The organism is Alterinioella nitratireducens (assembly GCF_013155465.1).
GTDB lineage: Bacteria > Pseudomonadota > Alphaproteobacteria > Rhodobacterales > Rhodobacteraceae > Alterinioella > Alterinioella nitratireducens.
This window is the reverse complement of record NZ_JABJVX010000001.1, coordinates 513,767-539,401: the sequence shown is the minus strand read 5'-3', so window position 1 is coordinate 539,401 and position 25,635 is coordinate 513,767. Positions and strand designations below refer to the sequence as shown.

The window sequence follows — 25,635 nt, the reverse complement described above, 5'->3', positions numbered from 1 at the left end:
TATGGAAGGCTTCACCCTATTTGACGCGGTCGTCGCCGGTATCATCGTGATATCCGCCATCCTGGCCTATTCGCGCGGTTTCGTGCGCGAGGCGCTGTCGATCCTGGGCTGGATCGCGGCGGCGATCGTGGCCTTCATCTTCGCCCCGCAGGCGAAGGAGCTGATGTTCGAGGTGCCCTACCTGGGCGATTTCCTCAACGGATCCTGCGAATTGGCGGTGATCGCCGGTTTTGCCGCCGTTTTCGCGCTGGCGCTGGTGATCATCTCGCTCTTCACGCCGTTCTTTTCCTCCGCCGTGCAGCGCTCGGCGGTCGGCGGCCTGGATGCGGGGCTCGGCTTCCTCTTCGGTGTCGCGCGCGGCGTGCTCCTGGTGGCGGTCGCGCTCATCGCCTATGACCGCGTGGTGGGCAACGAGCCGATCGAGGTGATCTCGGACAGCCGCTCGGCGGAAGTGTTCCAGTCGATCACCGGCTCGATCGAGGAAAACATCCCCTCGGACGCGCCCGGCTGGATCGTGCAGCGCTACGAGGAACTGGTGAACAGCTGCGACCCCGTGGTCGCGGAGTAACCCCGGACGGGGCGCGCGAGGCTTTTCGAAAAGCCTCGTCAGGGCCTTCGAAGGCCCTGCGCCGCCCCGGAACCGGTGTCAGATCGCGTCATCGCGGCGATAGCGGCGGCCACCGCCCCCCGCCAGCGCCGCGATCAGCAGCAGGACCGCACCGCCCCAATAGGCGTAGAAGCCGATATCGACAAACTCCATCATCCGGTTCATCGCGGCACCGATCCCGTCCGAGAAATCCCACAGGCTCAGCCCGACCTGGTCCAGCGCATCCTGCGCCTGCATCTGGTTCCAGACCGCCAGCGCGAAGGGCGCGGCCCCGGCGATGAAATTCAGCAGCCGCGAGGGGGTGGACAGAAGCGCGACCAGCCCCGCCAACCCGCCAAGCGCAAAGGTGGCCGCATAGAGCAGCACCTCCAGCGGCGCATCGGGGCCAAGCGCCGGGCGCAGCGCGTCATAGGGGGTGAAGCCGCCCGCGAAAGGCATGCTGACCCAGTTGAGAAAGGCGCTCGCGGCCATCGCGGCCCCGGCGAGAATTGCAATAATACGCATGATGACGGGTCCTTGCTGATCAAATCGGATGCCGACACGCTAATCCGAGGGGCCGGGCGCAGGCAACCGTTCAGACCGGGGCCGCATCCTCCAGGAACCGGTCGAACGCATCCAGGCAGTCGGCCCAGATCGGATCACTGGGCACCACCATGTGATTGGGCGAGTCGCAGAGGTGAAACGTGGCATTCGGGATCCTCCGTGCCATCAGCTTGGACTGCTCCGGCGACTGGATCGCATCGCCCGCGCAATGCAGGATCAGCACCGGGCAGGTCACATCGCCCAGGATACCCGTCACGTCGATGTCTCCGATCACGCGGCGCAGCTCGGCGGCGGCGTCGGGCGTGGCCGAGACCGCTTGCAGCCCGACAAGGCTGTCCAGTTCTTCAACGGTAGATCGCGGCGCGAAGAGCGTCGCCACCGCCTTCATGAACGGGCTGCCCGCCACGCCCCAGCCGGCGCGGATCATCGCCACCATGGTCTCGGTTGTCTCACCCTCCCCCCGCGCGGTCGAGCCACGCACCAGACCGTTGTTCAGGATCATCCGGGCGACCCGGTCCGGGTGGCGCGCGGCGAAGACCAGCGCCGCCGGGACGCTCTGGGAAATGGCGTAGACCGGGAACCGGTCGATCCCGGCGGCATCGGCCACCGCCTCCATGTCATCGGCCAGATCCTCGACCGTGACGCGGCTCAGGTCCAGATCGCGTTCCGACAGCCCGGTGCCGCGCGGATCATAGCGGATCAGCCGCCGCCCGCGCGCCAGCCGTTGCAGAAGCGGCCCGAAGATCGGGCTGGACAGATCGTGTTCCAGATGGCTCAGCCAATGCCCGCCCCGCATCAGCGGCGGCCCCTCGCCCAGTTCGGCCCAGGCAATCGCGGTGCCATCGCGCGAGGTGGTGTAGCGGATGGTCTGACCCGCGGGCGGCACCGGGCGGATTGCGCCGCCGTCCGTGACGACCTCCACCACCATCTGCAAACCGCGCCGGGGCACCGTGCGGATCACGCCCTGCCGCTTGCCGTCATCGCCCAGGGCCGCGCGCGCCGCACTGATCCGGGCCGCCACCGTCGCGTCCGAGACGATGCGCCCCTGCCAGACATCGGCCCGGATCTCGTCGTAACGCACAAGATCCGGCGCGCGGGAGGCCAGAAGCGCGATGAGGGCGAAGACCTGCGGCTCCACATGCGCCTCCTTTCCCGCCACACGCAGCCGGTAGCGGTCCGTATCCAACTCAGCAGGGCCGAAACGATAGATCATGCGCCCATGATGCGCACCGGACCCGCGGTTTCTCAAGGAAAGAGAGGGGTCTGGGGCGAAATAGAAGCCCATCCCAAGGCTTTCTAAAGGCCCCCTTCAAGCGCGGAGCGCGCAGCCCTGTCATGGTGATCTCACCCAATCAGAAGGACCGCCCCGATGACCCGCACCCCGATCCACACCCGCCCCGATGGCTCCATCGACACCGCCCGCTACATGGCCCGTGGCCGCCGGATGCGCAGCGAAGAGGCGCATCGCCTGGCCCGCCGCACCACGTCCCGCCTGCCCGCGCTGGCCGTCGCCGCGGTGAGCGTGCTGGCCGCGCTCCTGATCCTGCCCATGGCCACCTGAGCGCAACGCCGCGCCGATATTCCGCCGGGGCCCGCGCGCATGTGGGTGACTTTGCGGGGCCGCTTCTCTATAGCTCCGGGGAATCGCCCCAGACGTGGACCCTGCCCCCATGCGTGCCGAGATGACCCCGTTCCATAGCCATCCCTTCGATGACGACAAGCTCAAGGAGGAATGCGGCGTTTTCGGCGTGGTCGGTGTTTCCGATGCGGCCAATTTCGTGGCCCTGGGCCTCCACGCCCTGCAACATCGCGGGCAGGAGGCGGGCGGCATCGTCACCCATGACCCCGATCACGGCTTCCAGTCGGCCCGCCGCTTCGGCTATGTGCGCGACAACTTCACCTCCGCCAAGCTGATGGAGACGCTGCCGGGCTCGATCGGCATCGGCCATGTGCGCTATTCCACCGCCGGATCGAAGGGCCAGACGCAGCTGCGCGACGTGCAGCCCTTCTTCGGCGAATTCTCGATGGGCGGGGCCGCCCTGGCCCATAACGGCAATATCACCAATGCCGAGGAATTGCGCCGCGACCTGATCGGGCGCGGCTCGATCTTCCACAGCTCCTCTGACAGCGAATGTATCATCCACCTGATGGCGCGCAGCTACCAGAAGAACATCCCCGAACGCATGAAGGACGCGCTGCGCCGGGTCGAGGGCGCGTTCTCGGTCGTGGCCATGACGCGCACCAAGCTGATTGGCGTGCGCGACCGCCTCGGCGTGCGCCCGCTGGTCCTGGGCCGGTTGGGCGACGGCTGGGTGCTGTCATCCGAGACCTGCGCGCTCGACATCATCGGGGCCGAGTTCATCCGCGAGGTGGAGCCCGGCGAAATGGTCGTGATCTCGCCCAAGGGCATCGAGAGCTTCATGCCGTTCGAGCCCGCAAGGCCCCGCTTCTGCATCTTCGAGCATGTCTATTTCTCGCGTCCCGACAGCATCCTGAACGGCCAGTCCGTCTATGAAACCCGCCGCCAGATCGGCGTGGAACTGGCGCGCGAGGCCCCCGTCGAGGCCGATCTCGTCTGCCCCGTGCCCGACAGCGGCACGCCCGCGGCCATCGGCTATTCCCAGGAAAGCGGCATTCCTTATGCGATGGGGATCATCCGCAACCAGTATATGGGCCGCACCTTCATCGAGCCGACCGAGCAGATCCGCAACATGGGCGTGCGCCTCAAGCTCAATGTCAACCGCGCGCTGATCAAGGGCAAGCGGGTGATCCTGGTCGACGATTCGGTCGTGCGCGGCACCACCAGCCGCAAGATCAAGGAGATGATCCTGGATGCAGGCGCGGCGGAGGTCCATTTCCGCATCGCTAGCCCCCCCACGGCCTGGCCCTGCTTCTACGGCGTCGACACGCCCGAACGCGAGAAACTGCTGGCCTCGACCATGTCCGAGGAAGAGATGCGCCGCCACCTGAACGTCGACAGCCTGCGCTTCATCTCGCTCGACGGGCTCTACCGTGCCGTCGGCGAGGCCAAGGGCCGCGACAATGCCTGCCCGCAATATTGCGATGCCTGTTTCTCGGGCGATTACCCGGTGCAGCCCTCGGACATGGTCGCCAAGGGCTTCGAGATGCGCGAACCGGCGGAGTAGCCCCGTGCTGCGCTTCCGCCCGCATCATTTCCTCTGCGCGCTCGGCTACCAGGGCAAGGGCTATTCGGACGGCTTCACCGCCAACATGTCGGCCATCGTCGTGGACCGCCTGCGCGCCCCCGACGGCGACGCAACGCCGATCCAGGTCACCGGCCATGCCGACGACATCTGCGCCCCCTGCCCCAAGCGGCGCGGCAATCTGTGTACCGAGCAGACCTCCATTTCCCGGCTCGACCGCGCCCATGCGCGCGCCCTGCGCCTTGCCCCGCATGAGCGCCTGACATGGGGCGAGGCACAGGCCCGCATCCGCAAACATGTCCAGCCCGGCGACCTTCAAACCCTCTGCCAGGGCTGCCAATGGCTTGCGCTCGGCCTCTGCGAAACGGCGCTGGCCCGGTTGCACGAAGACTGACCCGACCGCTTCTTTGTTCCGCAAATATCCCCGCCGGAGGCAGCGCAACGGGCCCACCATACACATCACCTCCAGTGATGCGCCCCCCCGCGCCGAGGACGGCCCGCAAGGGCCGGAGGAGGCGCGGAGCGATGCCGAAGGCAGCGCAATCCCAAAAAGAAAACGCCGCCCGAGGCTCCCCCCCGGGCGGCGTTTCAATTCAAACCCCTGTGGCTCAGCGCGCCGACAGGGCCTTCCAGCCGCCCGCAACCAGAAGCGCCGCGATCACGGCCTTGACCGCATCGCCCAGAAGGAAGGGCGCGACGAACCAGGTCCAGTAGAAGCCACTGCCCTGGGCGACCCACCCGGCCTCGACACCCGTGGCGCCCGCCACCAGCGCGGGCCAGGCCAGGCCCGGCACATAGAGCAGCGCCGAGATCACGATGGCCGACAGCGCCGTGCCGACAAACCCGCGCGCCAGCCCGCGCTCGGCGGCCCAACCGGCGGCCCATGCCATGCCGACGAAACCGACCAGGAAACCGGCGGTCGGCCCCGCGAAGGCCACGCCATTCATGCCGTTCGCAAAGACCGGCAGCCCCATCGCGCCCTCGGCGAGATAGGCGATCAGCGTCGCCGCCCCGAGGCGCGCGCCGAAGGTGAAGCCCACCATCAAGATGGCCAGCGTCTGCAAGGTCATCGGCACCGGCAGCATCGGCACCGAGATCTGCGCGGCCAACGCGATGAAAGCGGTGCCGCCCGCGACCATCAGCACCTGTTTCAACAGGCTGGTGGATCCGGTAACGGCCTGGCTCAAAGTCATGTCGCGGCTCATGCGCGTCTCCTCTGTCTCTGATTGGAGGTTTCCATTGGCCCTTGTTCTCACCAGCGGCACCGCCAAAGTCAAGCCGCTTGCCCCCTTGCCAAGCCGCGCCAAACCGGCCATCACGCGGCCATGAGCAAGAAACCTCTCGATGGACGCATCGCCCTTGTCACTGGGGCCTCACGCGGGATCGGCGCGGCCTCGGCGCTGTGGCTGGCGCAACGCGGCGCCCATGTCGTCGCGGTCGCGCGCACCGTGGGGGGCCTGGAAGATCTCGACGACCGGATCCAGGCCGCCGGCGGCAGTGCCACGCTGGCGCCGATGGACATCACGGATGAGAACGCGCTGGCCCATCTCTGCCGCTCGCTGCATGAGAGGTGGGGCCGCGCCGATATCTGGGTCCACGCCGCCATTCACGTGACCGCGCTGACGCCCGCGGGCCATATCCGCGCCAAGGATCTGGATGCCAACATCGCCACCAATATCCGCGCCCTCGCCCGCGCCATAGCGCTGATCGAGCCGCTCATCGCCGCCTCGGATGACGCCACGGCCCTGTTCTTCGACGACACCCGGATCGAAAAGAAATTCGCCGGGGCCTATGCGCTCTCGAAAGCCGCCGGGCGCGCCCTGATCCAGAGTTGGCAGGCCGAGACCGCGCGCCATGGACCGGCGGTCCACCTGCTGAAGCCCGCCCCGATGCCCACCGCCACCCGCGCCCGGTTCCATCCCGGCGAGGATCGCGGCCCGCTGGCCGACCCGATGGCCGAAGCCGACCGGCTGCTTGGCGTTCTCTTGCCTCGGGGCTGACCCGGCCTGCTCGGCGCTAGTCGCCCGGAGCGCGATATGCAGAGGCCATGTCGGCCGCCTTTTCCGCGACCTTGGCAAAGTCAGGCGAACTCCACGCCTGCACGGTCGTCAGGTCCGTCACCGAGCCCGAGGCGGCGGCGGTCATGACCCCGGCCAGAAACTCTTCGGCCCTGTCGGCTTCTGCCACAAGAACGAAATCGGTCGCGCCGGTCGTGACCCAGTAATGCAGGAACGTACCGCCCGCGGCCGACACGACCGCCGAAACGGCCTCGGTCCGGTCCTCGGGCTTTGCCATCAGCCCCCGCACGGCATCCAGAGAATAGCGTCCCGTCAGGATGAAAGTCGGCATGTCATGATCCCCCTTTTTGACATTGCAACCCGTCCCTCATAGCAGGTTTCTGCATCCTTGGCTGAATTATGTTAAGGACCGGCCCTGGCGCCCATCGCGCCGAGATCGGAATTGACGACAGCCCCGGGCAAACCTAACGTCGACCGGACAGTCGGCAGAGGAGGCCCGGTCATGTCCCGGACACGCCCCCCCGCCACCGCCCCCGCCTTTCCGATGCTGGTCGCGATGACCGGGCTGGCGCTGTTGACGCTGAACCTGATTGTGCCCTCGCTGCCCGCCATCGCGGCGGAATTCGACGCCAGCTATGCCTCGGTCAACCTGATGGTGGGCGGATACCTGGGCGTGACCGCGCTGGTGCAGATCGTGGCCGGGCCGCTTTCGGACCGGGTCGGGCGCAGGCCGGTGGTGCTGGTGGCGCTGGCGGTCTTCGTCGCGGCCTCGCTGACCTGCCTTCTGGCCACAAGCCTCTGGCTGCTCCTGGCCGCGCGCATGGTGCAGGCTGCGATCATCGCGCTTTCGGCCATGGCGATGGCGATCCTGCGCGACACCCATCCCGCCGACACTGCCGCCGCCCGCATCGCCACGCTTGGCATGGCCATGGCCATTGCGCCGATGGTCGGCCCGGTCCTGGGCGGCGCGCTGGAGGCGACGGTCGGCTGGCGCGCGGGGTTCGCGGTCTACACGGGCGCGGGGCTGACCCTGCTGGCCGTCACCTGGCGCAGCCTGGACGAGACGCATCGCCCCGGCACGGGCGGGCTTGGCGGCATCGGGCGCGACATAGGTTCGCTGCTGAAACTGCCCCGGTTTCGCGGCTTCGCCATCAGCGCGGTCTTTTCCGTGGGCGCCTTCTTCGTCTTCCTGGCCGGGGCGCCGCTGGTCGCAAGCGCCACCTTCGGCCTGCCGCCCGCCGCCCTCGGGGTGGTGCTCGGCTCGATCTCGGCGGGGTTCTTCTGCGGCAGCTTCGTGTCGTCGCGCATCATCGCGCGGGCGGGGCTGGTGCGGCTGGTGCTGGCGGGGCGCGTCGTGGCCTGCACCGGGCTGACGCTTGGCCTCATCGCCTATGCGGCGGGGCTGATCGGCAGTTTGGGCTATTTCGCCGCGACGATCACGGTCGGCCTTGGCAACGGGCTGACCATGCCCGCGGTGCATTCCGGGCTGATGTCGGTGCGGCCCGATCTGGCGGGCAGTGCCGCGGGTCTGGCGGGCGCGATGATCGTGGCGGGCGGGGCCGCGCTCAGCACCGCGACCGGCCTTGTCCTGCGCGCCGAGACCGCGGCCCCGATGCTGCTTGCGCTGCTGCTGGCCACCTGCTCTGTCGGGCTGGCATCAGCGCTTTGGCTGCTGCAAGACGAGCGGCGGATCCTGTCGCGGGCGTGATCAGCTCTCGGGCGCGTCCTCGAACTCCAGCGCCAGCGCCTCGGCGCGGGCTGCAAGCTCGGCCAGGCTGTCGGTGATCGCGGAGGGCACCACGGCGACCGAGACCTGTTCTGGGTCGGGCGGCGGCGCCTCTTCCAGTTCCGCGATTCGGCGCGCACGGCGTTCCAGCCGGTCCTCGGCATCGGCCAGGCTGCGGTCACGGGCGCGCAGGGTTTCCTCGGCGCGTTGCAGATCCTCTTCCAGCCCGGCGGTCTTGTCGGCCAGCATCAGCCCCGCCATCAGGAGCATGCGTTCCGGGGCCATGCGTCCGATCTGGCCGAGGATCACGGTGGCCTCGGTATCCAGCATCTTGGCGGCGGCCTGCAGATAGGGCTCCTCGCCCGGTTGGCAGGAGACGGCAAAGCTGCGCCCGCCGATGGTGATCGAGATCTCAGGCATTGGCCCCGCTCCCTTCCTTGTCCAGAACCGGCCGTATCTCGGCCAGGATGGCGCGCGCCTCGGCGGCGTCAACGGCCCGCTCGGCGCGCAGGCTTTCGAGTTCGGCGGCCAGGGCGGCGGTCACCAGGTCGCCATTGGCCACCGCGTCATTGCCGATCCCCTCGCGCATTTCCTCGATCGTGTCGCGCAGCGCGCTGTTGCTTTGCCGCAGGCGCGACAGTTCCTTGTCGGCCCCACCACCCGGTCCGGCAATCGCCTCGAGCTGGTCGAGCTTGCCCTGCACCTCGTCCAGTTGCTCGCGCGCCTCGGTGCGTTCTTCCTGCAGCGCGTTGCGTTCCTCGCGCAGGCGCTGGATACGGCGGCGCAGCACGTCCTCGACGCCCTGGCGGCGCTCGACCTCGGCCTCCAGCGCCTGCATCGTCTCGATATCGGCCTCGCTCATGGCGGGGGCGCTTTCCTTCGCCCTGGCGATCTCGCGCGCGGCCTCGTCGGCATCGGCCTTGCGGGCGGCCTCGACGGCGCGCAGGCGGTCGCTCAACTCGGCATGCGCGGCCTGCTCGGCGGCCAGCGCGCCTTGGGTTTCCTCCAGCGCCGCGCTGAGGGCGGCGACGCGTTCGGCCAATTCGCCCGCGTCTCCGCCCGCGTCTTCGCCCTGCGCACCCACACCCACACCCGCGCCGCGTGCCGCCACGCCCTGCGCGATGCGGTCCAGTGCCGCCGTGATCCGGTGTTCAAGCGCCGTGATCTGGTCCAGATCCGATGGTTCGCTCATATCAGCCCATGCCCCTCGTCTTGTTTCCAACCCGGGTCTTGCCCTGCCTGCCCGGGCCGATCTGCCTGGCCACAAGCGAATCGTATCCCGGCGTCATTTGCAACAGTTTCCGGGTCGTTTTCGAGCCTCGAATGCCGAAATGCGCCGAAAATGCCGCGTTGGGGGCCGCTGCCTTGCTTGCACTCCGCCCCCGGCCTGCTATCACCCTGCGCAACACAAGCCCCCGTTTGACAGGAGCCCGCCCCCGTGGACACCAAAGACCTTGCCGCCGCGCATCCCGATCACTGGCGCCGTGCCGCCTGCATCCGCACCCTGACGCTCGACGCCGTCGCCGCCGCCAATTCGGGCCATTCCGGCATGCCGATGGGCATGGCCGATGTCGCCACCGTGCTGTTTCGCAACCACCTGAAATTCGACGCAAGCGCGCCGCACTGGCCCGACCGCGACCGCTTCATCCTCAGCGCGGGCCATGGCTCGATGCTGCTCTACTCGTTGCTCTACCTGACGGGCTACGAGGATATGACGCTGGACCAGATCCGCAATTTCCGCCAGTTGGGGTCGATCACGGCGGGCCACCCGGAATACGGCCATGCGGCGGGGATCGAGACCACGACCGGCCCGCTTGGCCAGGGGCTGGCCAATGCCGTCGGCTTTGCCATGGCCGAGGAGTTCCTGCGCGCCCGGTGGGGCAAGAAGGTGGTCGATCACCACACCTATTGCATCGCCGGCGACGGCTGCCTGATGGAGGGCATCAGCCAGGAGGCGATCGGCCTTGCCGGCCGTCACGAGCTGAGCCACCTCATCGTGATGTGGGACAATAACGACATCACCATCGACGGCAAGGTGTCGCTGTCTGACCGCACCGACCAGATGGCGCGTTTTGCCGCCTCCGGCTGGGACGTGTTCGAATGCGACGGCCACGACCCCGAGGATATCGACCGCGCGCTGACCGCGGCCAAGGCCAGCGCGGGCCCCGCGATGATCGCCTGCAAGACGCATATCGCGCTCGGCTCCTCGGCGCAGGATACCTCCAAGGGGCATGGCGCGCTGACCGATGACCAGCTGATCGCCGATACCAAGGCGGCCTATGGCTGGAGCCACGGTCCCTTCGAGATCCCCTCGGACCTCAAGGAGGAATGGGAAGCCATCGGCGCGCGCGGCGCCGCCGACCGCGCGGATTGGGATGCCCGCATCGCGGCGCTCTCGACCACCAAGCAGGTGGAGTTTGCGCGCTCCATCGCGGGCGAGATGCCCAAGAAGCTCTCGGCCACGATCAAGGCGCTGAAAAAGCAGGTGACGGAAACCACCCCCAAGGTGGCCACCCGCAAGGCCAGCGAAATGGCGCTGGAGGTGATCAACCCGATCATCCGCGAAACGCTTGGCGGCTCGGCCGACCTGACGGGATCGAACAACACCAAGACCGCCGATCTGGGCACGTTCGAGCCGGAAAACCGCACCGGCCGCTACATCTATTACGGCATCCGCGAACATGGCATGGCGGGCGCGATGAACGGCATGGCGCTGCATGGCGGCGTGCGCCCCTATGGCGGCACCTTCATGTGCTTCACCGATTATGCGCGCGGCGCGATGCGGCTCAGCGCGCTGATGGGCGTCTCGGTGCAATATGTCATGACCCATGACAGCATCGGGTTGGGCGAGGACGGCCCGACACACCAGCCGGTGGAACATCTGGCCATGCTGCGCGCGACGCCCAACATGCTGGTCTTCCGCCCGGCGGATGCGGTGGAAACGGCGGAGGCCTGGGAAGCGGCGCTGAACCAGAAGGCGACGCCGTCGGTGCTGGCGCTTTCCCGCCAGGGCGTGCCGACCGTGCGCCGCGAGCACAAGACCGCCAACCAGACCTGGCGCGGGGCCTACGTGCTGGCCGAGGCCGAGGCCAAGCGCCAGGCGATCCTGATTGCCAGCGGCTCGGAGGTCTCCATCGCGCTGGAAGCCAAGGCGATCCTGGAGGGCGATGGCATCGGCGTGCGCGTCGTCTCCATGCCCTGCATGGAGCTGTTCGCGACCCAGGACGAGAGCTATCGCAAGCGCGTCCTGCCCGGCGGCGCGGTGCGCGTGGCCGTCGAGGCCGGGGTGCGCCAACCCTGGGACCAGTGGTTGTTGGGCGAACGCGGTCGCGAGGCCAAGGCGGGCTTTGTCGGCATGGAGGGGTTCGGTGCCTCGGCCCCGGCGGAGGAGCTTTACGCCCATTTCGGGATCACGGGCGAGGCCGTGGCCGCCAAGGTGCGCGCGCTGCTGTAAGCGCGGATCGTGACAGATCGTGAGGCCCCGCGTCGATCCCGGCGTGGGGCTTTTTCGTGGGCAGGGATTGCGCCGCCTTCGGCGTCGCCACGCGCCTCCTCCGGCCCTGGCGGGCCGTCCTCGGCGCGGGTCAGCGCGCGAACCGGAATGGCGGCGCAGTGTGGATGGGGTGGTTTTGAGTATTTTTGTCAAGAAGATGGGGAAGGGATTCGCGCAATGTCCGGCTTTTGGCGGCACGTCGATGCCGCGTTGCAGCAGCGGCAGCCAGATGTCATGCGCTAACATCAGCATTTATCGCTAACATGTTGCGGCAAATCGGTTTCCCGCCTTCTCACGCGGGGTGAGCCCCCCTATAAGCCGGGGCCAAGAGGCAAGAAGGAGCACGCCCCATGACCGTCACCATCGGGATCAACGGATTTGGCCGCATCGGCCGCTGCACTCTGGCCCATATCGCCGAAAGCGCGCGCAATGACGTGTCGGTGGTCAAGATCAACGCGACTGGGCCGATCGAGACCTCGGCGCATCTCTTGCGCTACGATTCGGTGCATGGGCGCTTTGCGGGCACCATCACGACCGAGGGCGATCACATGGACCTGGGCCGCGGCCCGATGAAGGTGTTTTCCACCTATGACCCGCGTGAGCTGGACTGGTCGGGCTGTGACGTGGTGCTGGAATGCACCGGCAAGTTCAATGACGGCCACAAGGCCAATATCCACCTGGAGCAGGGCGCGAAATCGGTGCTGATCTCGGCCCCCGCCAAACATGTGGACAAGACCATCGTCTATGGCGTCAATCACCGCACGCTGACGGATGACGACACCATGGTTTCGAACGGCTCCTGCACCACCAATTGCCTCGCCCCGCTGGCCAAGGTGCTGGACGAGGCCATCGGAATCGAGCGCGGCATCATGACCACGATCCACTCCTATACCGGCGACCAGCCGACGCTGGACCGGCGCCATGACGACCTCTACCGCGCGCGGGCCGGCGCCATGGCGATGATCCCGACCTCGACCGGCGCGGCCAAGGCGCTAGGCGAGGTGCTGCCCGGCCTCAAAGGAAAGCTGGACGGATCGGCCATGCGGGTGCCCACGCCCAATGTCTCGGCCGTGGACCTGACCTTTGAAGCGGGTCGCGACGTGAGCGTCGAGGATGTGAACGAGATCGTGCGCGAGGCCTGCGCCGGTCACATGGGCATGGTGATGGCCTATGACCCGGAACCCAAGGTCTCGATCGATTTCAACCACACCGTGCAAAGCTCGATCTTCGCGCCCGACCAGACCAAGGTTGTCGGCGGGCGCACGGTGCGGGTGCTGGCCTGGTATGACAATGAATGGGGCTTCTCGGCGCGCATGGCGGATGTCGCCGGGGCGATGGGGCGATTGCGGGGCTGAACGTCCCCTCGATCCTGTCTTGCGCGCCCGTCCCCCCGCGGTTCGGGCGCTTTTTCATGCCGCCTTGCGCCCTGCCCCGCCCTGCGCCATGGTCGCCGCGACGCTCCAAGCCCGGGATGCCCATGACCAACACCATCGCCTTCTGGCTTGCCTTCCTCATCGCCGCGATCTTCGCCGCCGACTATTTCTATTTCGACTGGGACCTGCATATCGTGTTGGGGCGTTACATCCTTCGGATCATCGAATGGGTGGCCTTCTGGCGCTGACCCCCTGCGATTGAGGCTTTGCATTTTGCCGAAAGCTGGAGTAAACGCAGCCATAACGGCGATGTTAGCGTTAACACGCGTCAGGGCCGCGAAACCGAAGCCGCAGACACCAAGGAGTGGATCATGACAGTCAAACTAGCCATCAACGGGTTCGGACGCATCGGGCGGCTGGTTCTGCGGGCGCTGGTCGAGGGCGGGCGTGACGATGTCGAGGTGGTCGCGATCAACGATCTGGGGCCGGTCGAGACCAACGCACATCTGCTGCAATTCGATAGCGTGCATGGCCGCTTCCCCTCGGAGGTCAGCCATGGCGAGGACTGGATCGACGCAGGCCGCGGCAAGATCGCCACCACCGCCATCCGCAACCCGGCGGAACTGCCCTGGGGCGATGTCGATATCGTGCTGGAATGCACCGGCATCTTCACCGGCGACAAGGCCAAGGTGCATCTGGAAAACGGCGCCTCGCGGGTGCTGGTCTCGGCCCCCTCCTCGGGTGCCGACAAGACCATCGTCTTCGGGGTCAACCATGACACGCTGACGGGTGACGATCTGCATGTCTCGAACGCGTCCTGCACCACCAACTGCCTGGCCCCCGTCGCCAAGGTGCTGAATGACGGCATCGGCATCACGCGCGGCTTCATGACCACGATCCACAGCTACACGGGCGACCAGCCGACGCTGGACACGATGCACAAGGATCTCTATCGCGCCCGCGCCGCGGCGATGAGCATGATCCCCACCTCGACCGGGGCCGCGCGCGCCGTTGGGCTGGTCATGCCCGAGTTGAAGGGCAAGCTGGATGGCGTCGCGATCCGGGTGCCGACGCCCAATGTCTCCTGCATCGACCTGACCTTCGAGGCCGCCCGCGATGTCACCGAGGACGAGATCAACGAGCTGATGCGCAAGGCCGCCGCCTCCGGCCCCCTCAAGGGCGTGCTCGGCGTGACCGACAAGCCGCTTGTGTCGATGGATTTCAACCACGATCCGATGAGTTCCACCTTCGCCACCGACCAGACCAAGGTGCTGGAGGGCCGCATGGTTCGCGTGCTCAGCTGGTATGACAATGAATGGGGTTTTTCCAACCGGATGCTGGATACCGCTGTGGCAATGGGCAAGCACCTCTGACCCGACCGGGGGCACCTTAACACTGTATCAAGGTTAACGCGCGCCCTGCCTTTCATTTTGCCCAAAATACCTCCGCCGGAGGCATCCCGCCCTCGCCGCCCGCGCGGCGGGCTGGTAGGATGTCCATACCCGTCAGCAAGGAGCCCTGCCAATGACCTGGAAAACCCTCGATGACATGGATCTTGCCGGCAAGATCGTGCTCACCCGCGTCGATATCAACGTGCCGGTCAAGGATGGCGCGGTGACGGATGCGACCCGGATCACCCGCATCGTGCCGACGATCCACGATATCCTCGCCAAGGGCGGCAAGCCGGTGATGCTGGCGCATTTCGGGCGTCCCAAGGGCGAGTATGTCCCCGAGTTGAGCCTGAAACTCACCCTGCCCGCCCTGCGCGAACATCTCGATTGCGATGTGAAATTCAACGAGAAACCCGACCGCGCCAGCCTGGAGGCCGTCCCCAGGGGCACCGCGGTCCTGGTCGAGAACACCCGCTTTGCCCCCGGCGAGGAAAAGAACGACCCCGACATGGCCGCCTTCCTCGCCTCGCTCGGCGATGTCTATTGCAACGATGCCTTTTCCGCCGCGCATCGCGCGCATGCCTCGACCGAGGGCGTCGCCCATCTGCTGCCTTCCTGCGCGGGTCGGCTGATGGAGGCCGAACTGCGCGCGCTGGAGGCGGCCCTGGGTCATCCCGACCGCCCCCTCATCGCGGTGGTCGGCGGGGCCAAGGTTTCGACCAAGCTGGCGCTTCTGGGCAATCTGGTCGAGAAGGTCGATCACCTCTTCATCGGCGGCGGCATGGCCAATACCTTCCTCGCCGCCGAGGGCATCCATGTCGGCAAATCGCTCTGCGAACATGACCTCGCCGTCACCGCGCGCGAGATCATGGACAAGGCGCGCGGCACCGATTGCACCATCCACCTGCCCCTCGATATCGTCGTCGCGCGCGAGTTTGCCGCCGGGGCCGCGCATGAGGTGATGGGGATCGACGATTGCCCCGAGGACGGGATGATCCTGGATGCCGGTCCCAAGACGGTGGCAGAATTCGACTCGGTGCTGTCCAATTGCCGCACGCTGATCTGGAACGGCCCGCTTGGCGCCTTCGAGATCGAGCCCTTCGACACCGCCACGGTCAAGGCCGCGCGGGCGGCCGCCGAGGCCACGAAATCGGGCCGGCTGATCTCGGTCGCGGGTGGCGGCGACACGGTCGCGGCGCTCAACCATGCGGGCGTCGCGGAGGATTTCACCTATGTCTCGACCGCGGGCGGCGCCTTCCTGGAATGGCTCGAGGGCAAGACCCTGCCGGGTGTCGCAGCACTTCAGGGCTGATCGCTGCAATCGCTTGCCAAGACCCGGACGGATGCGGTTTGATACCCGCATCCGTTAATTCATTTTGAAAGGGTCCGACATGACCGATTTTCGCCAGTCCGGCACCGCCCTCGCTGTCTCCGCGCTTCTTGCGGCCACGCCCGCCGCCGCCACGCCAAGCTCGCTCTGGGAACTCCTGACCATCGACCGGGTCGCCACCTGGGTCACGCAATATGCCATCGCGCTCTCGCGGACCGTGGCGCAGGTCACCTATACCGACCTCGATATCGCGGTGCTTGAGGGGCGCGTGGCGTTGACCGGCCTCAGCGTGCAACCCTACGCATCCCCCGGCGATGGCGATTGCGCCTTTTCCGCCGACCGCATCGTGATGACGGCCGCACCGCTGGATCAGCTGGACTACGGCGCCGCCAATATCGACATCATCGGGCTGGAGATGAGCCCCGGCTGCCTGTCCGAGATCGACCGGATGGAACTGGCGCAGATGGGACTGGACCGCTTCGTGCTGGACCGGGTGCAGGTGCAGATCGAACAGGTCATCGCAAGCGCCGAAACCCGCGTCGATTTCCAGGCCGTCTCCGAAGGTCTGGCCGAGGTCAGCGGCTCGGTCGACCTGTCCTATTTCGCGGTCGACGTGACGGGCCGCTCCCCCGAACCCGTGGCCTATCTGCGCCATGCCGAATACGAGATCCACGACCAGGGGGCCTGGGCCAATCTCGCGCCGATGCTGCCGCCCTTCATCGCCGATCCCGAAACCCTGCGCCAGATGCTGAGCGCCGAGCTGATGCGCGGCGGCGGGGCGGCCCCGACGGCGCCCGCACCGATCACACCTGATCCAACGGCCCCGGCCCCGGACACCCCCGACCCTGTCACCCCCACCCCGGCCGTGCCGTCCAAACAGGGCGTGGCCGGTGACACCGGACCGACCGAGCAATTCATCGGCGAGCTGGCCACCGCGCTGGCAGGGTTCGCCGCCGAACCGGGGCGCTTTGCCCTGACCCTCTCGCCGCCCGAACCGGTGCTGCTGACCGAGGAGATGTTCGAGGATTTCGGCCTCTTCGTCTCGGCCCTGCACCCCTCGGTCTCGACCAGCGACGCGCCCGAGATCACCCGTGTCACCGGGGCCGAGATCGAGACGCTGACCGGCGAGGCCGAAAGCGGCGAGATCGCGCTGGAGCCTGCCGACCGGTTGCGCATCGCACGCGCCTTCCTCACCGGCATCGGCGCGCCGCGCAACACCGACACCGCGTTGCAGATCCTGCGCCCGCTTCTGGAGGACAACCACCCCGTCGCCGTCGCCATGGCGCTGGAGGCATTGGATGACCTCGATCCCGGCCTGGCCTATCAACTGGCCCATCGCGCCGCCGCCGAGGGCAACCGCGCCGCCTTTGCCCGGCTGGATGCCCTGGAACGCGCGCTGCCGGTGGCCGATATCCGCGCGGTGCAAACGGGCGAGGCCCCCGAGCTGTCGGGCGAGGAAAGCCCCGCCGACCTGCGCCGCCGGGGCTATGACGCGCTGATCGGCCTCGGCACCCCGCGCAACTATGCCCATGCCTATTTCTACGGGCTGCTGGCGCTGGCCGAGGGCGACCGTGCCGCCGCCAGCCTGGTCGACGAGATCGAGGCCATGATCGCCCGCGCGCCTGAGGAGGAGACCGCCGAATGGCAGGGCATGGCCGACGCGGTGCAGGCGCGGGTCACGGCGCATTTCTTCGGCCTGGCCGCCGATGAGACCGCCGAACCGGAGACCGAGACCGACCAGTAACGGGCGCGGCACCCTGCCCCTGTTAGCGTAACCAGAATTGCAGCCCGGTCTCCGGGCTGCGATACAGCGCCCGACACCATGCCATCAGCGAGGGATTGCCAGATCATGCCGAACCAGGACCAGACCGACCGCATCGCCAGGGGCCAGGGCTTCATCGCGGCGCTCGACCAATCCGGCGGCTCCACGCCCAAGGCGCTGAAACTCTACGGCATCGACGAGGATCAGTATGCCTCCGAGGCCGAGATGTTCGACCTGATCCACGCCATGCGGTCCCGCATTGTCGAGGCCCCCGCCTTCAACGGCGACCGCGTCGTCGGCGCGATCCTGTTCGAGATGACGATGGAGCGCGAGATCGGCGGCAAACCCGCCCCCGCCGCCCTGTGGGAAGATCACGGCGTGGTGCCCTTTCTCAAGGTCGACAAGGGGCTGGAGGCGGAGGCCGACGGCGTCAGGCTGATGAACCCCATGCCCGACCTGGATGCGCTGCTGATCCGGGCGCGCGAGCTTGGCGTTTACGGCACCAAGATGCGCTCGGTCATCGACGCGGCCAACCCGGACGGCATCAAGGCCATCACCGACCAGCAATTCGAGGTTGCCGAGCAGATCCTGGGCCACGGGCTGATCCCGATCATCGAGCCCGAGGTGACGATCTCCATCGCCGACAAGGCCGAGGCCGAGGAGATGCTGCTGCGTGAGCTTCTGTTACATCTCGACCCGCTGCCCGAGGATCGGATGGTGATGCTGAAACTGACCCTGCCGGAGGTGGACAACCTCTACAAACCGCTGGTCGATCACCCCCGCGTGCTGAAGGTCGTGGCGCTGTCGGGCGGCTATTCGCGCGAGGAGGCCAATGCGCGGCTCGCGCGCCAGACCGGCATGATCGCCAGCTTCAGCCGCGCGTTGACCGAAGGTCTGTCGGCACAGCAGAGCGAGGCCGAGTTCAACGCCACGCTGGAGGCCTCCATCGCCTCGATCGCCAAGGCATCAACTTCCGGGTAACAATCGCTACGCAAGGGATTCCCTTTTCGCGCGGGATGTGCGAATCTGCCCGCAGGCGCCCACAAAAAGAGGCGGCGGGCAGAGGCGATGCAGAAAAAACGTTCATTGGCCGGGCTTCTTGTGCCCATGGGGTTGCTCTTCGTGGGGGCCTATTTCACCTTTGCCGCCGTGCAGGGCGATTACGGGCTGTTCCGCCGCATCCAGATCGAGGCCGAACGCGATACCTACCAGGCCGAACTGGATGCGCTGGTCGCGGAAACGGCGCAGATGACCCTGTTGACCCGGCGCCTCTCGGATGATTACCTTGACCTCGATCTGCTGGACCAGCAGGCGCGCGACCGGCTTGGCTACATGCGCGCCGACGAAGTAATCCTGCCTTGATCGCACCGGCCCTGATTCGCGCATTCTGACGCAAGGTCAATTCCGGGGGTGATTTTCCTCCTGTGATGGTTTAGAAGATAGTTCAATACTAAACTATTGTCCAAATCCGCAGGAGGGGACCCCATGGCCGCACGCAAGGCATCTGCGAAAAGCGCCGCAAAACCAAACGTTTCCGCCGAAGAGCTGATGGCCTATTACCGCGATATGCTGCTGATCCGCAGATTCGAGGAAAAGGCCGGCCAGCTCTATGGCATGGGTCTGATCGGCGGGTTCTGCCACCTCTATATCGGCCAGGAGGCCGTCGTCGTGGGGCTGGAGGCCGCCGCGAAAGAAGGTGACAAGCGCATCACCTCCTACCGCGATCACGGTCACATGCTGGCCTGCGGCATGGACCCCAAGGGCGTCATGGCCGAGCTGACGGGCCGCGAGGGCGGCTATTCCAAGGGCAAGGGCGGCTCGATGCACATGTTCTCGAAGGAGAAGCATTTCTACGGCGGTCACGGCATCGTCGGCGCGCAGGTGCCGCTTGGCGCGGGCCTGGCCTTTTCCGACAAGTACAAGGGCAATGACAACGTCACCTTCACCTATTTCGGCGACGGCGCGGCCAACCAGGGCCAGGTCTACGAGACCTTCAACATGGCGGCACTCTGGGATCTGCCGGTGATCTTCGTGATCGAGAACAACCAGTATGCCATGGGCACGGCGCAGGCGCGCTCGACCTCCAGCGCCGATATCTACGTGCGCGGCGAGGCTTTCGGCATCCCCGGCGAGATCGTCGATGGCATGGATGTGCTGAAGGTCAAGGAAGCCTCCGAAAAGGCGGTCGCGCATTGCCGCGCCGGCAAGGGGCCGTATATCCTGGAAATCAAGACCTACCGCTATCGCGGCCACTCGATGTCGGACCCGGCGAAATACCGGACCCGCGAGGAGGTGCAGAAGATGCGCGAGGAACGCGACCCGATCGAGGCCGTCCGCTCGCTGCTCCTGACTGGCAAGCACGCCTCCGAGGACGATCTCAAAGCGATCGACAAGGAGATCAAGGGCATCGTCAACGACGCCGCCGAGTTCTCCAAGGAAAGCCCGGAACCCGCATTGGAAGAGCTCTGGACCGACATCTATGCGAAAGGCGACGCCCCGCAGGAGGAAGACGCCTGATGCCGCATTTCGAGATACACGCAAGCGACGTCGAGGCCGCGAAAGCCTTCTACGGCGGCCTTTTCGGATGGGGCTTCTCGCCCATGGAGGGCGGCGAGGAGATGGCCTATCACCTGATCGAGGGCGACCAGATCGGGATGGACAAGGGCGTCACCGGCGGGCTGATGAGCCGCATGGGCGACGCGCCCCAACCGGGCGCGCCCATCCGCGGCGGCACCATGACCTTTGAAGTGGACGATTGCGACGCACGTTACGCCTGGGCGCTGGACAATGGCGGTGCCGAGGCGCTGCCGCCCGAAGATTACCCCGGCATCGGTCGCTGTGCCTATGTAGAGGACGGACAGGGAAATGTCGTCGGCCTCATCAAACCTGTGAATATGGAGCGCTAAGCCATGGCAACTGAAATTCTCATGCCCGCCCTCTCTCCCACGATGGAGGAAGGCACACTGGCGAAATGGCTGGTGAAAGAAGGCGACACCGTCGCATCCGGCGACATCATGGCCGAGATCGAGACCGACAAGGCCACGATGGAATTTGAAGCCGTCGATGAAGGCGTGATCGGCAAGATCCTGATCGAGGAAGGCACCGAAGGGGTCAAGGTCAACACCCCCATCGCGGTTCTTCTGGAAGAAGGCGAGGATGCCGACGCGGTGCCCGAGAGCAAATCCGAGGAGGCCGCACCCGCGGCCGAGGAGGAGACCCCGAAGGAGGAGGACAAGGCCCCGGCGCGTGCCGCCGACCCCGTCCCCTCCGCCAATGTCGAGCCGGACTACCCCGAAGGCACCGAGATGAAGACCCAGACCGTGCGCGAGGCCCTGCGCGACGCCATGGCCGAGGAAATGCGCCGCGACGATTCTGTGTTCCTGATGGGCGAGGAGGTCGCCGAATACCAGGGCGCCTACAAGATCAGCCAGGGGATGCTGGATGAATTCGGGGGCAAGCGCGTCATCGACACGCCGATCACCGAACACGGTTTCGCCGGTGTCGCGGTCGGCGCGTCTTTCGGCGGCCTGCGCCCCATCGTCGAGTTCATGACCTTCAACTTCGCCATGCAGGCGATTGACCAGATCATCAACTCGGCGGCCAAGACGCTCTACATGTCGGGCGGCCAGATGGGCGCGCCGATGGTGTTCCGTGGCCCCAACGGTGCCGCCGCCCGCGTCGGCGCGCAGCACAGCCACGATTACGCCGCCTGGTATGCCCAGGTGCCGGGCCTGAAAGTCGTGATGCCCTATTCGGCCGCCGACTATAAGGGCCTGATGAAGACCGCCATCCGCGACCCCAACCCGGTGATCTTCCTGGAAAACGAGATCCTCTATGGCCGCTCGGGCGATGTGCCGGACCTTGAGGATTTCACCATCCCCTTCGGCAAGGCCCGCATCTGGCGCGAGGGCGACGACGTCACCATCGTCAGCTTCGGCATCGGCATGCAATACGCGCTGGAGGCTGCCGACAAGCTGGCCGAGGAGGGTATCTCGGCGGAAGTGGTCGATCTGCGCACGCTGCGCCCCATCGACTACGACACGCTGCTGGCCTCGGTCATGAAGACCAACCGCTGCGTCACGGTCGAGGAAGGCTTCCCGGTCGCCTCCATCGGCAACCACCTCAGTGCCACGATCATGGAAAAGGCCTTCGATTACCTCGACGCGCCCGTGATCAACTGCACCGGCAAGGACGTGCCCATGCCCTACGCGGCCAACCTGGAGAAACACGCGCTGGTCACCACCGATGAGGTGATCGAGGCGGTCAAGCAGGTGACCTACCGTTAAGCCATGGATGTTCTTGGAAAAAATAAGACTGCCGAGGCCTATCGCGTTTCCGTCGAGATCGACGGGCGCGCGGTGGTCGGGCTGGTCCCCGATGCGTTCCTGACCTCGGAATACGGGAGAGGCGCGCGGGTCAGCCACACGGAGGCTTATGAATGGATAGCCGCCAACCGACATGACCTGACCGATGCGATCAGGGCGCGTTTGGCAGGCCAGCAACCGCGTGCGCCGTATCGGGCCGTGGTGCTTGAACAGGAGAGATAAGAGATGCCGACAGAAATTCTCATGCCCGCCCTTTCCCCCACGATGGAAGAAGGCACGCTGGCGAAATGGTTGGTCAAGGAAGGCGACGAGGTCAACTCGGGCGATCTCCTGGCCGAGATCGAGACCGACAAGGCCACGATGGAGTTTGAGGCCGTCGATGAAGGCGTGATCGGCAAGATCCTGGTCACGGAAGGCAGCGAGGGCGTCAAGGTCAACACCCCCATCGCGGTGCTTCTGGCCGAGGGTGAAAGCGCCGACGATATCGGCGAAAGCGCGGGGACATCCGACGCCGCACCCGCCGAAAAGAAAGAAGCCGCCGAAGCCCCCGAAAGCCCGAAGGAGCCCGCCAAACCGGAGGCAAAACCCGCCCCCGCCGCGCCGCAGGCCTCCGATGGCAGCCGCATCTTCGCCTCACCGCTGGCCCGTCGCATCGCCGCGCAGAAGGGGCTGGACCTCACGCAGATCAAGGGCTCCGGCCCGCGCGGGCGGATCGTCAAATCCGATGTGGAAGGCGCCACCGCCGCCAAACCCGCCGAGGCAAAACAGGCCGCCCCCGCCGCCGCAGCCCCGGTCGCGGCGCCCGCGCCCGTCGGACCTTCCGCCGATGTGGTGCTCAAGACCTACGAGGGGCGCGAGTTCCAGGAGGTCAAGCTGGACGGGATGCGCAAGACCATCGCCGCCCGCCTGACCGAGGCCAAGCAGACCATCCCGCATTTCTACCTGCGCCGGGATATCAAGCTGGACGCGCTCTTGAAATTCCGCAGCCAGCTGAACAAGCAATTGGAGGCGCGCGGCGTCAAGCTGTCGGTCAATGACTTCATCATCAAGGCCGTCGCCAACGCGCTGCAACAGGTGCCCGAGTGCAATTCGGTCTGGGCGGGCGACCGGGTGTTGCAATTGAAGCCTTCCGATGTGGCCGTCGCCGTCGCCATCGAGGGCGGTCTCTTCACACCGGTGCTGAAGGATGCCGAGATGAAATCGCTCTCGGCCCTCTCCGCCGAGATGAAAGACCTCGCCGCCCGCGCCCGCGACCGCAAGCTCGCGCCGCATGAATACCAGGGCGGCACTTTCGCGATCTCCAACCTGGGCATGTTCGGCATCGACAATTTCGACGCCATCGTGAACCCGCCCCATGCCGGGATCCTGGCCGTGGGCTCGGGCGTGAAAAAGCCGGTCGTGGGCGAGGATGGAGAGCTGACGGTCGCCACCATCATGTCTGCCAGCATGTCGGTCGATCACCGCGTCATCGACGGCGCGCTTGGGGCGAAGCTGCTGCAAGCCATTGTCGAGAACCTGGAAAATCCCATGACCATGCTGGCCTGACGCCGCATCGCCAGAGGCCAAACACACGGAAAACGCCCCGCCATATCGGACGGGGCGTTTTTCTGCTTGCATTCTATTAGTGTCTTATATACACTTATAGATATTGAACCGGACCAGATGCCAAACCGACAGACAGTTAACCACGAGGAGGGCCAGATGTTTTATTCCGAACTCAGCATGGATCTTGAGACCTTCCTCAAGGCGCTCGGCCTGATCGGGTTCGGCATTTACGTCACAGGCTTCATGCTGCTCAGCACCGGACGCCTCGACAGCCGCGGCACCCGCTATTTCGCGATGACGCTTGTCGCCTCCACCTGCGTCCTGCTCAGCCTGACCGTCGATTTCAACCTGTCCTCCGCCCTGATCCAGATCTTTTACGTCCTTGTCTCCCTCAGCGCGATTTTCCTGCGCGCGCGGCCCAATCCCCACCCCCGCCCTGTCCCGGTCCGCGTCTAAATCCCTTTACCAAGACGAAAAAAGGGCGGGCCCATTACGGCCCGCCCCTTTTTCATTTCTGATAGAAGATTTAGCTTTTCGACCCACCCGGCACGATTTGATCCATCGACAGCGACGGCTGGTCGCAGCCCGCCTCGCCCACGATCTTCGCGGGCACGCCCGCCACCGTCTTGCAAGGCGGCACCGGCTCCAACACCACCGATCCGGCGGCGATCCGGCTGCATTTGCCCACCGTGATATTGCCCAGGACCTTCGCCCCCGCCCCGATCAGCACGCCATCGGCGATCTTGGGGTGGCGGTCATCGTCTTCCTTGCCGGTCCCGCCAAGCGTCACCGAATGCAGCATCGAGACATTGTCGCCGACGACGGCCGTTTCCCCGATCACAATGGAATGGGCGTGGTCGATCATGATCCCCTGCCCGATCCGTGCCGCCGGGTGAATGTCGATCCCGTAGGTCTCGCTCACCCGCATCTGCACGAAATAGGCCAGGTCGCGCCGCCCCGCCTGCCACAGGTGATGGCCGACGCGATAGGCCTGGATCGCCTGGAACCCCTTGAAATAGAGCAAGGGCTGCATGAAGCGATGGCAGGCCGGATCGCGGTCATAGACGGCCACGATATCGGCCCGCGCCGCCGTGCCCAGACCGGATTCGCTGCGATAGGCCTCATCCGCCACCTCGCGAATCAACTGCTCGGACACGTCGCCCGAGGCCAGTTTCTGCGCCATCCGATACGCCAGCGCCGCCTCCAGCGAGCCGTGATGCAGGATACAGCCATGCACCAGCCCGCCCAGAAGCGGTTCATCGCGCACCGCCTCCTCGGCTTCGCGGGTGATGCGGCTCCAGACCGGGTCAAGCTCGGCCAGATGTGTGCGGGTCTTTGCCATGGGGCGCCTCCGGGTCATCTCCCCTCCTGACTACATCAGGTGCCCCCGAAGAACCAAGCCGAAACCCGTGATCGCCCCGATCACAATCGCTTATACCGCGTCCGGAATGGTAAACGCCGCGTAATGCAGCGCCAGGCGCACCGTGCCGCCCGCGAAATCCCCGCCATTCGCCGTCAGCAGCAAAGGCGTCGGTGCCCAGACCACGAACGGGTTCACCGGCCCGCTGATCCAGGAATTCTGCGCCGTACCCAGGCCACTGCCGAAACGGTCATCGCTGGACGTGTCGCCAAGCCGCCAATCGGCCAGCGTCCCGGTGATCGCATCCGTCACCCGGCCCGTCACGCCAAAGACGATGGAGCGCGCCGGAAAGGACAGCGCCGCCGCGACGCTGCCCCCCGCCGTGATCGCCACATCCTGCTCGACCGTCATCACCTGCATCCCGGCCCCGCCCGGTGCCGCCGAGACACCGCCCGCGCGCCAGCCACTGCCGTCATGCAGATCGGTGGTGCCACGATCCGCGACAAACGCCCGCCAACCGGCTTTCGGCGTGAAGAACACCCAGCCGCCATTGACGTATTGCGCGACCTCGCCGTCACGTCCGGCCCAGGCATTGACCGCCCCGCCCGGCACACCAAAGCATTCCCCCTCCAGCACCGCCCCCGGCGGCGTGGCCTCGCTGCGCGAGCGCAGGGTCAGTTGCACAACGCCATCCAGCCGTTGCAGGGCCTCGTTCACGGTCACATGCTTCTGCGCCTGCGCGGCGGCCAGAAGCGGGAGGGTCAGGTTGCTCGTGTCAGTCATTGATCTCGATCCTTGCAAATGGTCCCGGTCCGAAGCGCGCAGAAACCTGTGCAACTTCAATACTGTATGGCGCGCTGACCCCGTCTGAGATCCGCATCGCATCGCTATAGGTGAAGGCAGGCGCGTTCAGCGTGGCCTCCCGGCGCATGATGCCGCCGCCATCCCGCACCCGCAGGAGATAGCGCTCGACCTCTTCGCCCAGCGGCACCTCTGTC

General features: G+C 66.4%; 28 protein-coding genes. 20 read left to right on the top strand and 8 right to left on the bottom strand.

Translation table 11 applies throughout. From position 1 onward, the window contains the following. The first annotated feature begins 1 nt into the window (after position 1). On the top strand, positions 2-568 hold the full coding sequence (locus tag HNS34_RS02735; protein WP_172317687.1) for a CvpA family protein: 567 nt from the start codon (positions 2-4) through the stop codon (positions 566-568). A 78-nt stretch (positions 569-646) separates the two neighbouring features. On the opposite strand, the gene HNS34_RS02730 is transcribed toward HNS34_RS02735, so the two are convergent. Then, the gene (locus HNS34_RS02730; RefSeq protein WP_172317685.1) at positions 647-1,111 is read right to left on the bottom strand and encodes a hypothetical protein; all 465 of its coding nucleotides are present in this window, start codon (positions 1,109-1,111) and stop codon (positions 647-649) included. A 70-nt stretch (positions 1,112-1,181) separates the two neighbouring features. Then, the gene (locus HNS34_RS02725) at positions 1,182-2,363 is read right to left on the bottom strand and encodes an alpha/beta hydrolase (protein WP_172317683.1); all 1,182 of its coding nucleotides are present in this window, start codon (positions 2,361-2,363) and stop codon (positions 1,182-1,184) included. 156 nt (positions 2,364-2,519) lie between these two features. Between HNS34_RS02725 and HNS34_RS02720 the strand changes: the two genes are divergently transcribed. The 3 genes from HNS34_RS02720 (at position 2,520) to HNS34_RS02710 (ending at position 4,708) form a co-directional block, all read left to right on the top strand. Then, positions 2,520-2,711 carry a hypothetical protein gene (locus tag HNS34_RS02720; RefSeq protein ID WP_172317681.1) on the top strand — a complete coding sequence of 64 codons (192 nt, stop codon included), beginning with the start codon at positions 2,520-2,522 and terminating at the stop codon, positions 2,709-2,711. A gap of 121 nt (positions 2,712-2,832) precedes the next feature. Beyond that, positions 2,833-4,296: an amidophosphoribosyltransferase gene (gene purF / locus HNS34_RS02715; protein ID WP_172317935.1), complete on the top strand. Its 1,464-nt coding sequence runs from the start codon at positions 2,833-2,835 to the stop codon at positions 4,294-4,296. 4 nt (positions 4,297-4,300) lie between these two features. Then, positions 4,301-4,708, top strand: coding sequence for a DUF1284 domain-containing protein (locus tag HNS34_RS02710; protein ID WP_328700455.1), 408 nt, complete (start codon positions 4,301-4,303; stop codon positions 4,706-4,708). A 214-nt stretch (positions 4,709-4,922) separates the two neighbouring features. Here the strand turns inward: HNS34_RS02710 and HNS34_RS02705 are convergent, their stop codons facing one another. Next, the gene (locus tag HNS34_RS02705) at positions 4,923-5,519 is read right to left on the bottom strand and encodes a biotin transporter BioY (RefSeq protein WP_172317677.1); all 597 of its coding nucleotides are present in this window, start codon (positions 5,517-5,519) and stop codon (positions 4,923-4,925) included. 120 nt (positions 5,520-5,639) lie between these two features. Between HNS34_RS02705 and HNS34_RS02700 the strand changes: the two genes are divergently transcribed. Continuing rightward, positions 5,640-6,314, top strand: a complete 675-nt coding sequence (locus tag HNS34_RS02700; protein WP_172317675.1) for an SDR family NAD(P)-dependent oxidoreductase — start codon at positions 5,640-5,642, stop codon at positions 6,312-6,314. Positions 6,315-6,330: 16 nt separating this feature from the next. Here the strand turns inward: HNS34_RS02700 and HNS34_RS02695 are convergent, their stop codons facing one another. Next, complete coding sequence (locus HNS34_RS02695; RefSeq protein WP_172317673.1) at positions 6,331-6,663, bottom strand: GYD domain-containing protein; 333 nt, start codon at positions 6,661-6,663, stop codon at positions 6,331-6,333. Positions 6,664-6,834: 171 nt separating this feature from the next. Here HNS34_RS02695 and HNS34_RS02690 point away from each other — a divergent pair, with 171 nt between their 5' ends. Then, entirely contained in the window at positions 6,835-8,040 is a 1,206-nt protein-coding gene (locus HNS34_RS02690) for an MFS transporter (RefSeq protein WP_235952587.1), read from the top strand. On the opposite strand, the gene HNS34_RS02685 is transcribed toward HNS34_RS02690, so the two are convergent. Together HNS34_RS02685 and HNS34_RS02680 are read right to left on the bottom strand one after the other, a co-directional pair. Then, positions 8,041-8,478 carry a cell division protein ZapA gene (locus HNS34_RS02685; protein ID WP_172317671.1) on the bottom strand — a complete coding sequence of 146 codons (438 nt, stop codon included), beginning with the start codon at positions 8,476-8,478 and terminating at the stop codon, positions 8,041-8,043. Continuing rightward, positions 8,471-9,250 carry a coiled-coil domain-containing protein gene (locus HNS34_RS02680; RefSeq protein ID WP_172317669.1) on the bottom strand — a complete coding sequence of 260 codons (780 nt, stop codon included), beginning with the start codon at positions 9,248-9,250 and terminating at the stop codon, positions 8,471-8,473. The genes HNS34_RS02685 and HNS34_RS02680 overlap by 8 nt, the downstream gene beginning before the upstream one ends. A 246-nt stretch (positions 9,251-9,496) precedes the next feature. On the opposite strand from HNS34_RS02680, the gene tkt reads away from it, so the two are divergent. The 14 genes from tkt (at position 9,497) to HNS34_RS02610 (ending at position 23,733) form a co-directional block, all read left to right on the top strand. Next, positions 9,497-11,512, top strand: a complete 2,016-nt coding sequence (gene tkt, locus HNS34_RS02675) for a transketolase (protein ID WP_172317667.1) — start codon at positions 9,497-9,499, stop codon at positions 11,510-11,512. Between the two features lie 389 nt (positions 11,513-11,901). Next, positions 11,902-12,906 carry a type I glyceraldehyde-3-phosphate dehydrogenase gene (gene gap / locus HNS34_RS02670; RefSeq protein WP_172317665.1) on the top strand — a complete coding sequence of 335 codons (1,005 nt, stop codon included), beginning with the start codon at positions 11,902-11,904 and terminating at the stop codon, positions 12,904-12,906. 122 nt (positions 12,907-13,028) lie between these two features. Beyond that, positions 13,029-13,172 carry a hypothetical protein gene (locus HNS34_RS02665; RefSeq protein WP_172317663.1) on the top strand — a complete coding sequence of 48 codons (144 nt, stop codon included), beginning with the start codon at positions 13,029-13,031 and terminating at the stop codon, positions 13,170-13,172. A 123-nt stretch (positions 13,173-13,295) separates the two neighbouring features. Then, a complete protein-coding gene (gene gap, locus HNS34_RS02660) occupies positions 13,296-14,297 on the top strand; it encodes a type I glyceraldehyde-3-phosphate dehydrogenase (protein ID WP_172317661.1) in 1,002 nt (333 codons plus the stop codon). A 151-nt stretch (positions 14,298-14,448) separates the two neighbouring features. After that, the gene (locus HNS34_RS02655; RefSeq protein WP_172317659.1) at positions 14,449-15,627 is read left to right on the top strand and encodes a phosphoglycerate kinase; all 1,179 of its coding nucleotides are present in this window, start codon (positions 14,449-14,451) and stop codon (positions 15,625-15,627) included. Between the two features lie 79 nt (positions 15,628-15,706). Continuing rightward, positions 15,707-17,389 (top strand): YML083C domain-containing protein, encoded by a 1,683-nt coding sequence (locus tag HNS34_RS02650; protein ID WP_172317657.1) that lies wholly within the window; start codon positions 15,707-15,709, stop codon positions 17,387-17,389. A gap of 105 nt (positions 17,390-17,494) precedes the next feature. Continuing rightward, on the top strand, positions 17,495-18,388 hold the full coding sequence (locus HNS34_RS02645; protein WP_172317655.1) for a fructose bisphosphate aldolase: 894 nt from the start codon (positions 17,495-17,497) through the stop codon (positions 18,386-18,388). Between the two features lie 105 nt (positions 18,389-18,493). Continuing rightward, the gene (locus HNS34_RS02640) at positions 18,494-18,769 is read left to right on the top strand and encodes an FtsB family cell division protein (protein WP_328700454.1); all 276 of its coding nucleotides are present in this window, start codon (positions 18,494-18,496) and stop codon (positions 18,767-18,769) included. A gap of 123 nt (positions 18,770-18,892) precedes the next feature. After that, on the top strand, positions 18,893-19,924 hold the full coding sequence (gene pdhA / locus HNS34_RS02635; RefSeq protein WP_172317651.1) for a pyruvate dehydrogenase (acetyl-transferring) E1 component subunit alpha: 1,032 nt from the start codon (positions 18,893-18,895) through the stop codon (positions 19,922-19,924). After that, positions 19,924-20,313, top strand: a complete 390-nt coding sequence (locus tag HNS34_RS02630; protein WP_172317649.1) for a VOC family protein — start codon at positions 19,924-19,926, stop codon at positions 20,311-20,313. The genes pdhA and HNS34_RS02630 overlap by 1 nt, the downstream gene beginning before the upstream one ends. Positions 20,314-20,316: 3 nt before the next feature. Next, positions 20,317-21,693 carry a pyruvate dehydrogenase complex E1 component subunit beta gene (locus tag HNS34_RS02625; RefSeq protein ID WP_172317647.1) on the top strand — a complete coding sequence of 459 codons (1,377 nt, stop codon included), beginning with the start codon at positions 20,317-20,319 and terminating at the stop codon, positions 21,691-21,693. Positions 21,694-21,696: 3 nt separating this feature from the next. Continuing rightward, complete coding sequence (locus tag HNS34_RS02620) at positions 21,697-21,954, top strand: hypothetical protein (RefSeq protein ID WP_172317645.1); 258 nt, start codon at positions 21,697-21,699, stop codon at positions 21,952-21,954. 3 nt (positions 21,955-21,957) lie between these two features. Further along, positions 21,958-23,277, top strand: a complete 1,320-nt coding sequence (locus tag HNS34_RS02615; protein ID WP_172317643.1) for a pyruvate dehydrogenase complex dihydrolipoamide acetyltransferase — start codon at positions 21,958-21,960, stop codon at positions 23,275-23,277. 156 nt (positions 23,278-23,433) lie between these two features. Then, entirely contained in the window at positions 23,434-23,733 is a 300-nt protein-coding gene (locus tag HNS34_RS02610) for a CBU_0592 family membrane protein (RefSeq protein ID WP_172317641.1), read from the top strand. Positions 23,734-23,803: 70 nt separating this feature from the next. On the opposite strand, the gene cysE is transcribed toward HNS34_RS02610, so the two are convergent. Together cysE and HNS34_RS02600 are read right to left on the bottom strand one after the other, a co-directional pair. Beyond that, positions 23,804-24,619 carry a serine O-acetyltransferase gene (cysE, locus tag HNS34_RS02605; protein ID WP_172317639.1) on the bottom strand — a complete coding sequence of 272 codons (816 nt, stop codon included), beginning with the start codon at positions 24,617-24,619 and terminating at the stop codon, positions 23,804-23,806. A gap of 90 nt (positions 24,620-24,709) precedes the next feature. Next, a complete protein-coding gene (locus HNS34_RS02600) occupies positions 24,710-25,420 on the bottom strand; it encodes a DUF2793 domain-containing protein (protein ID WP_172317638.1) in 711 nt (236 codons plus the stop codon). Positions 25,421-25,635: the final 215 nt, after the last annotated feature.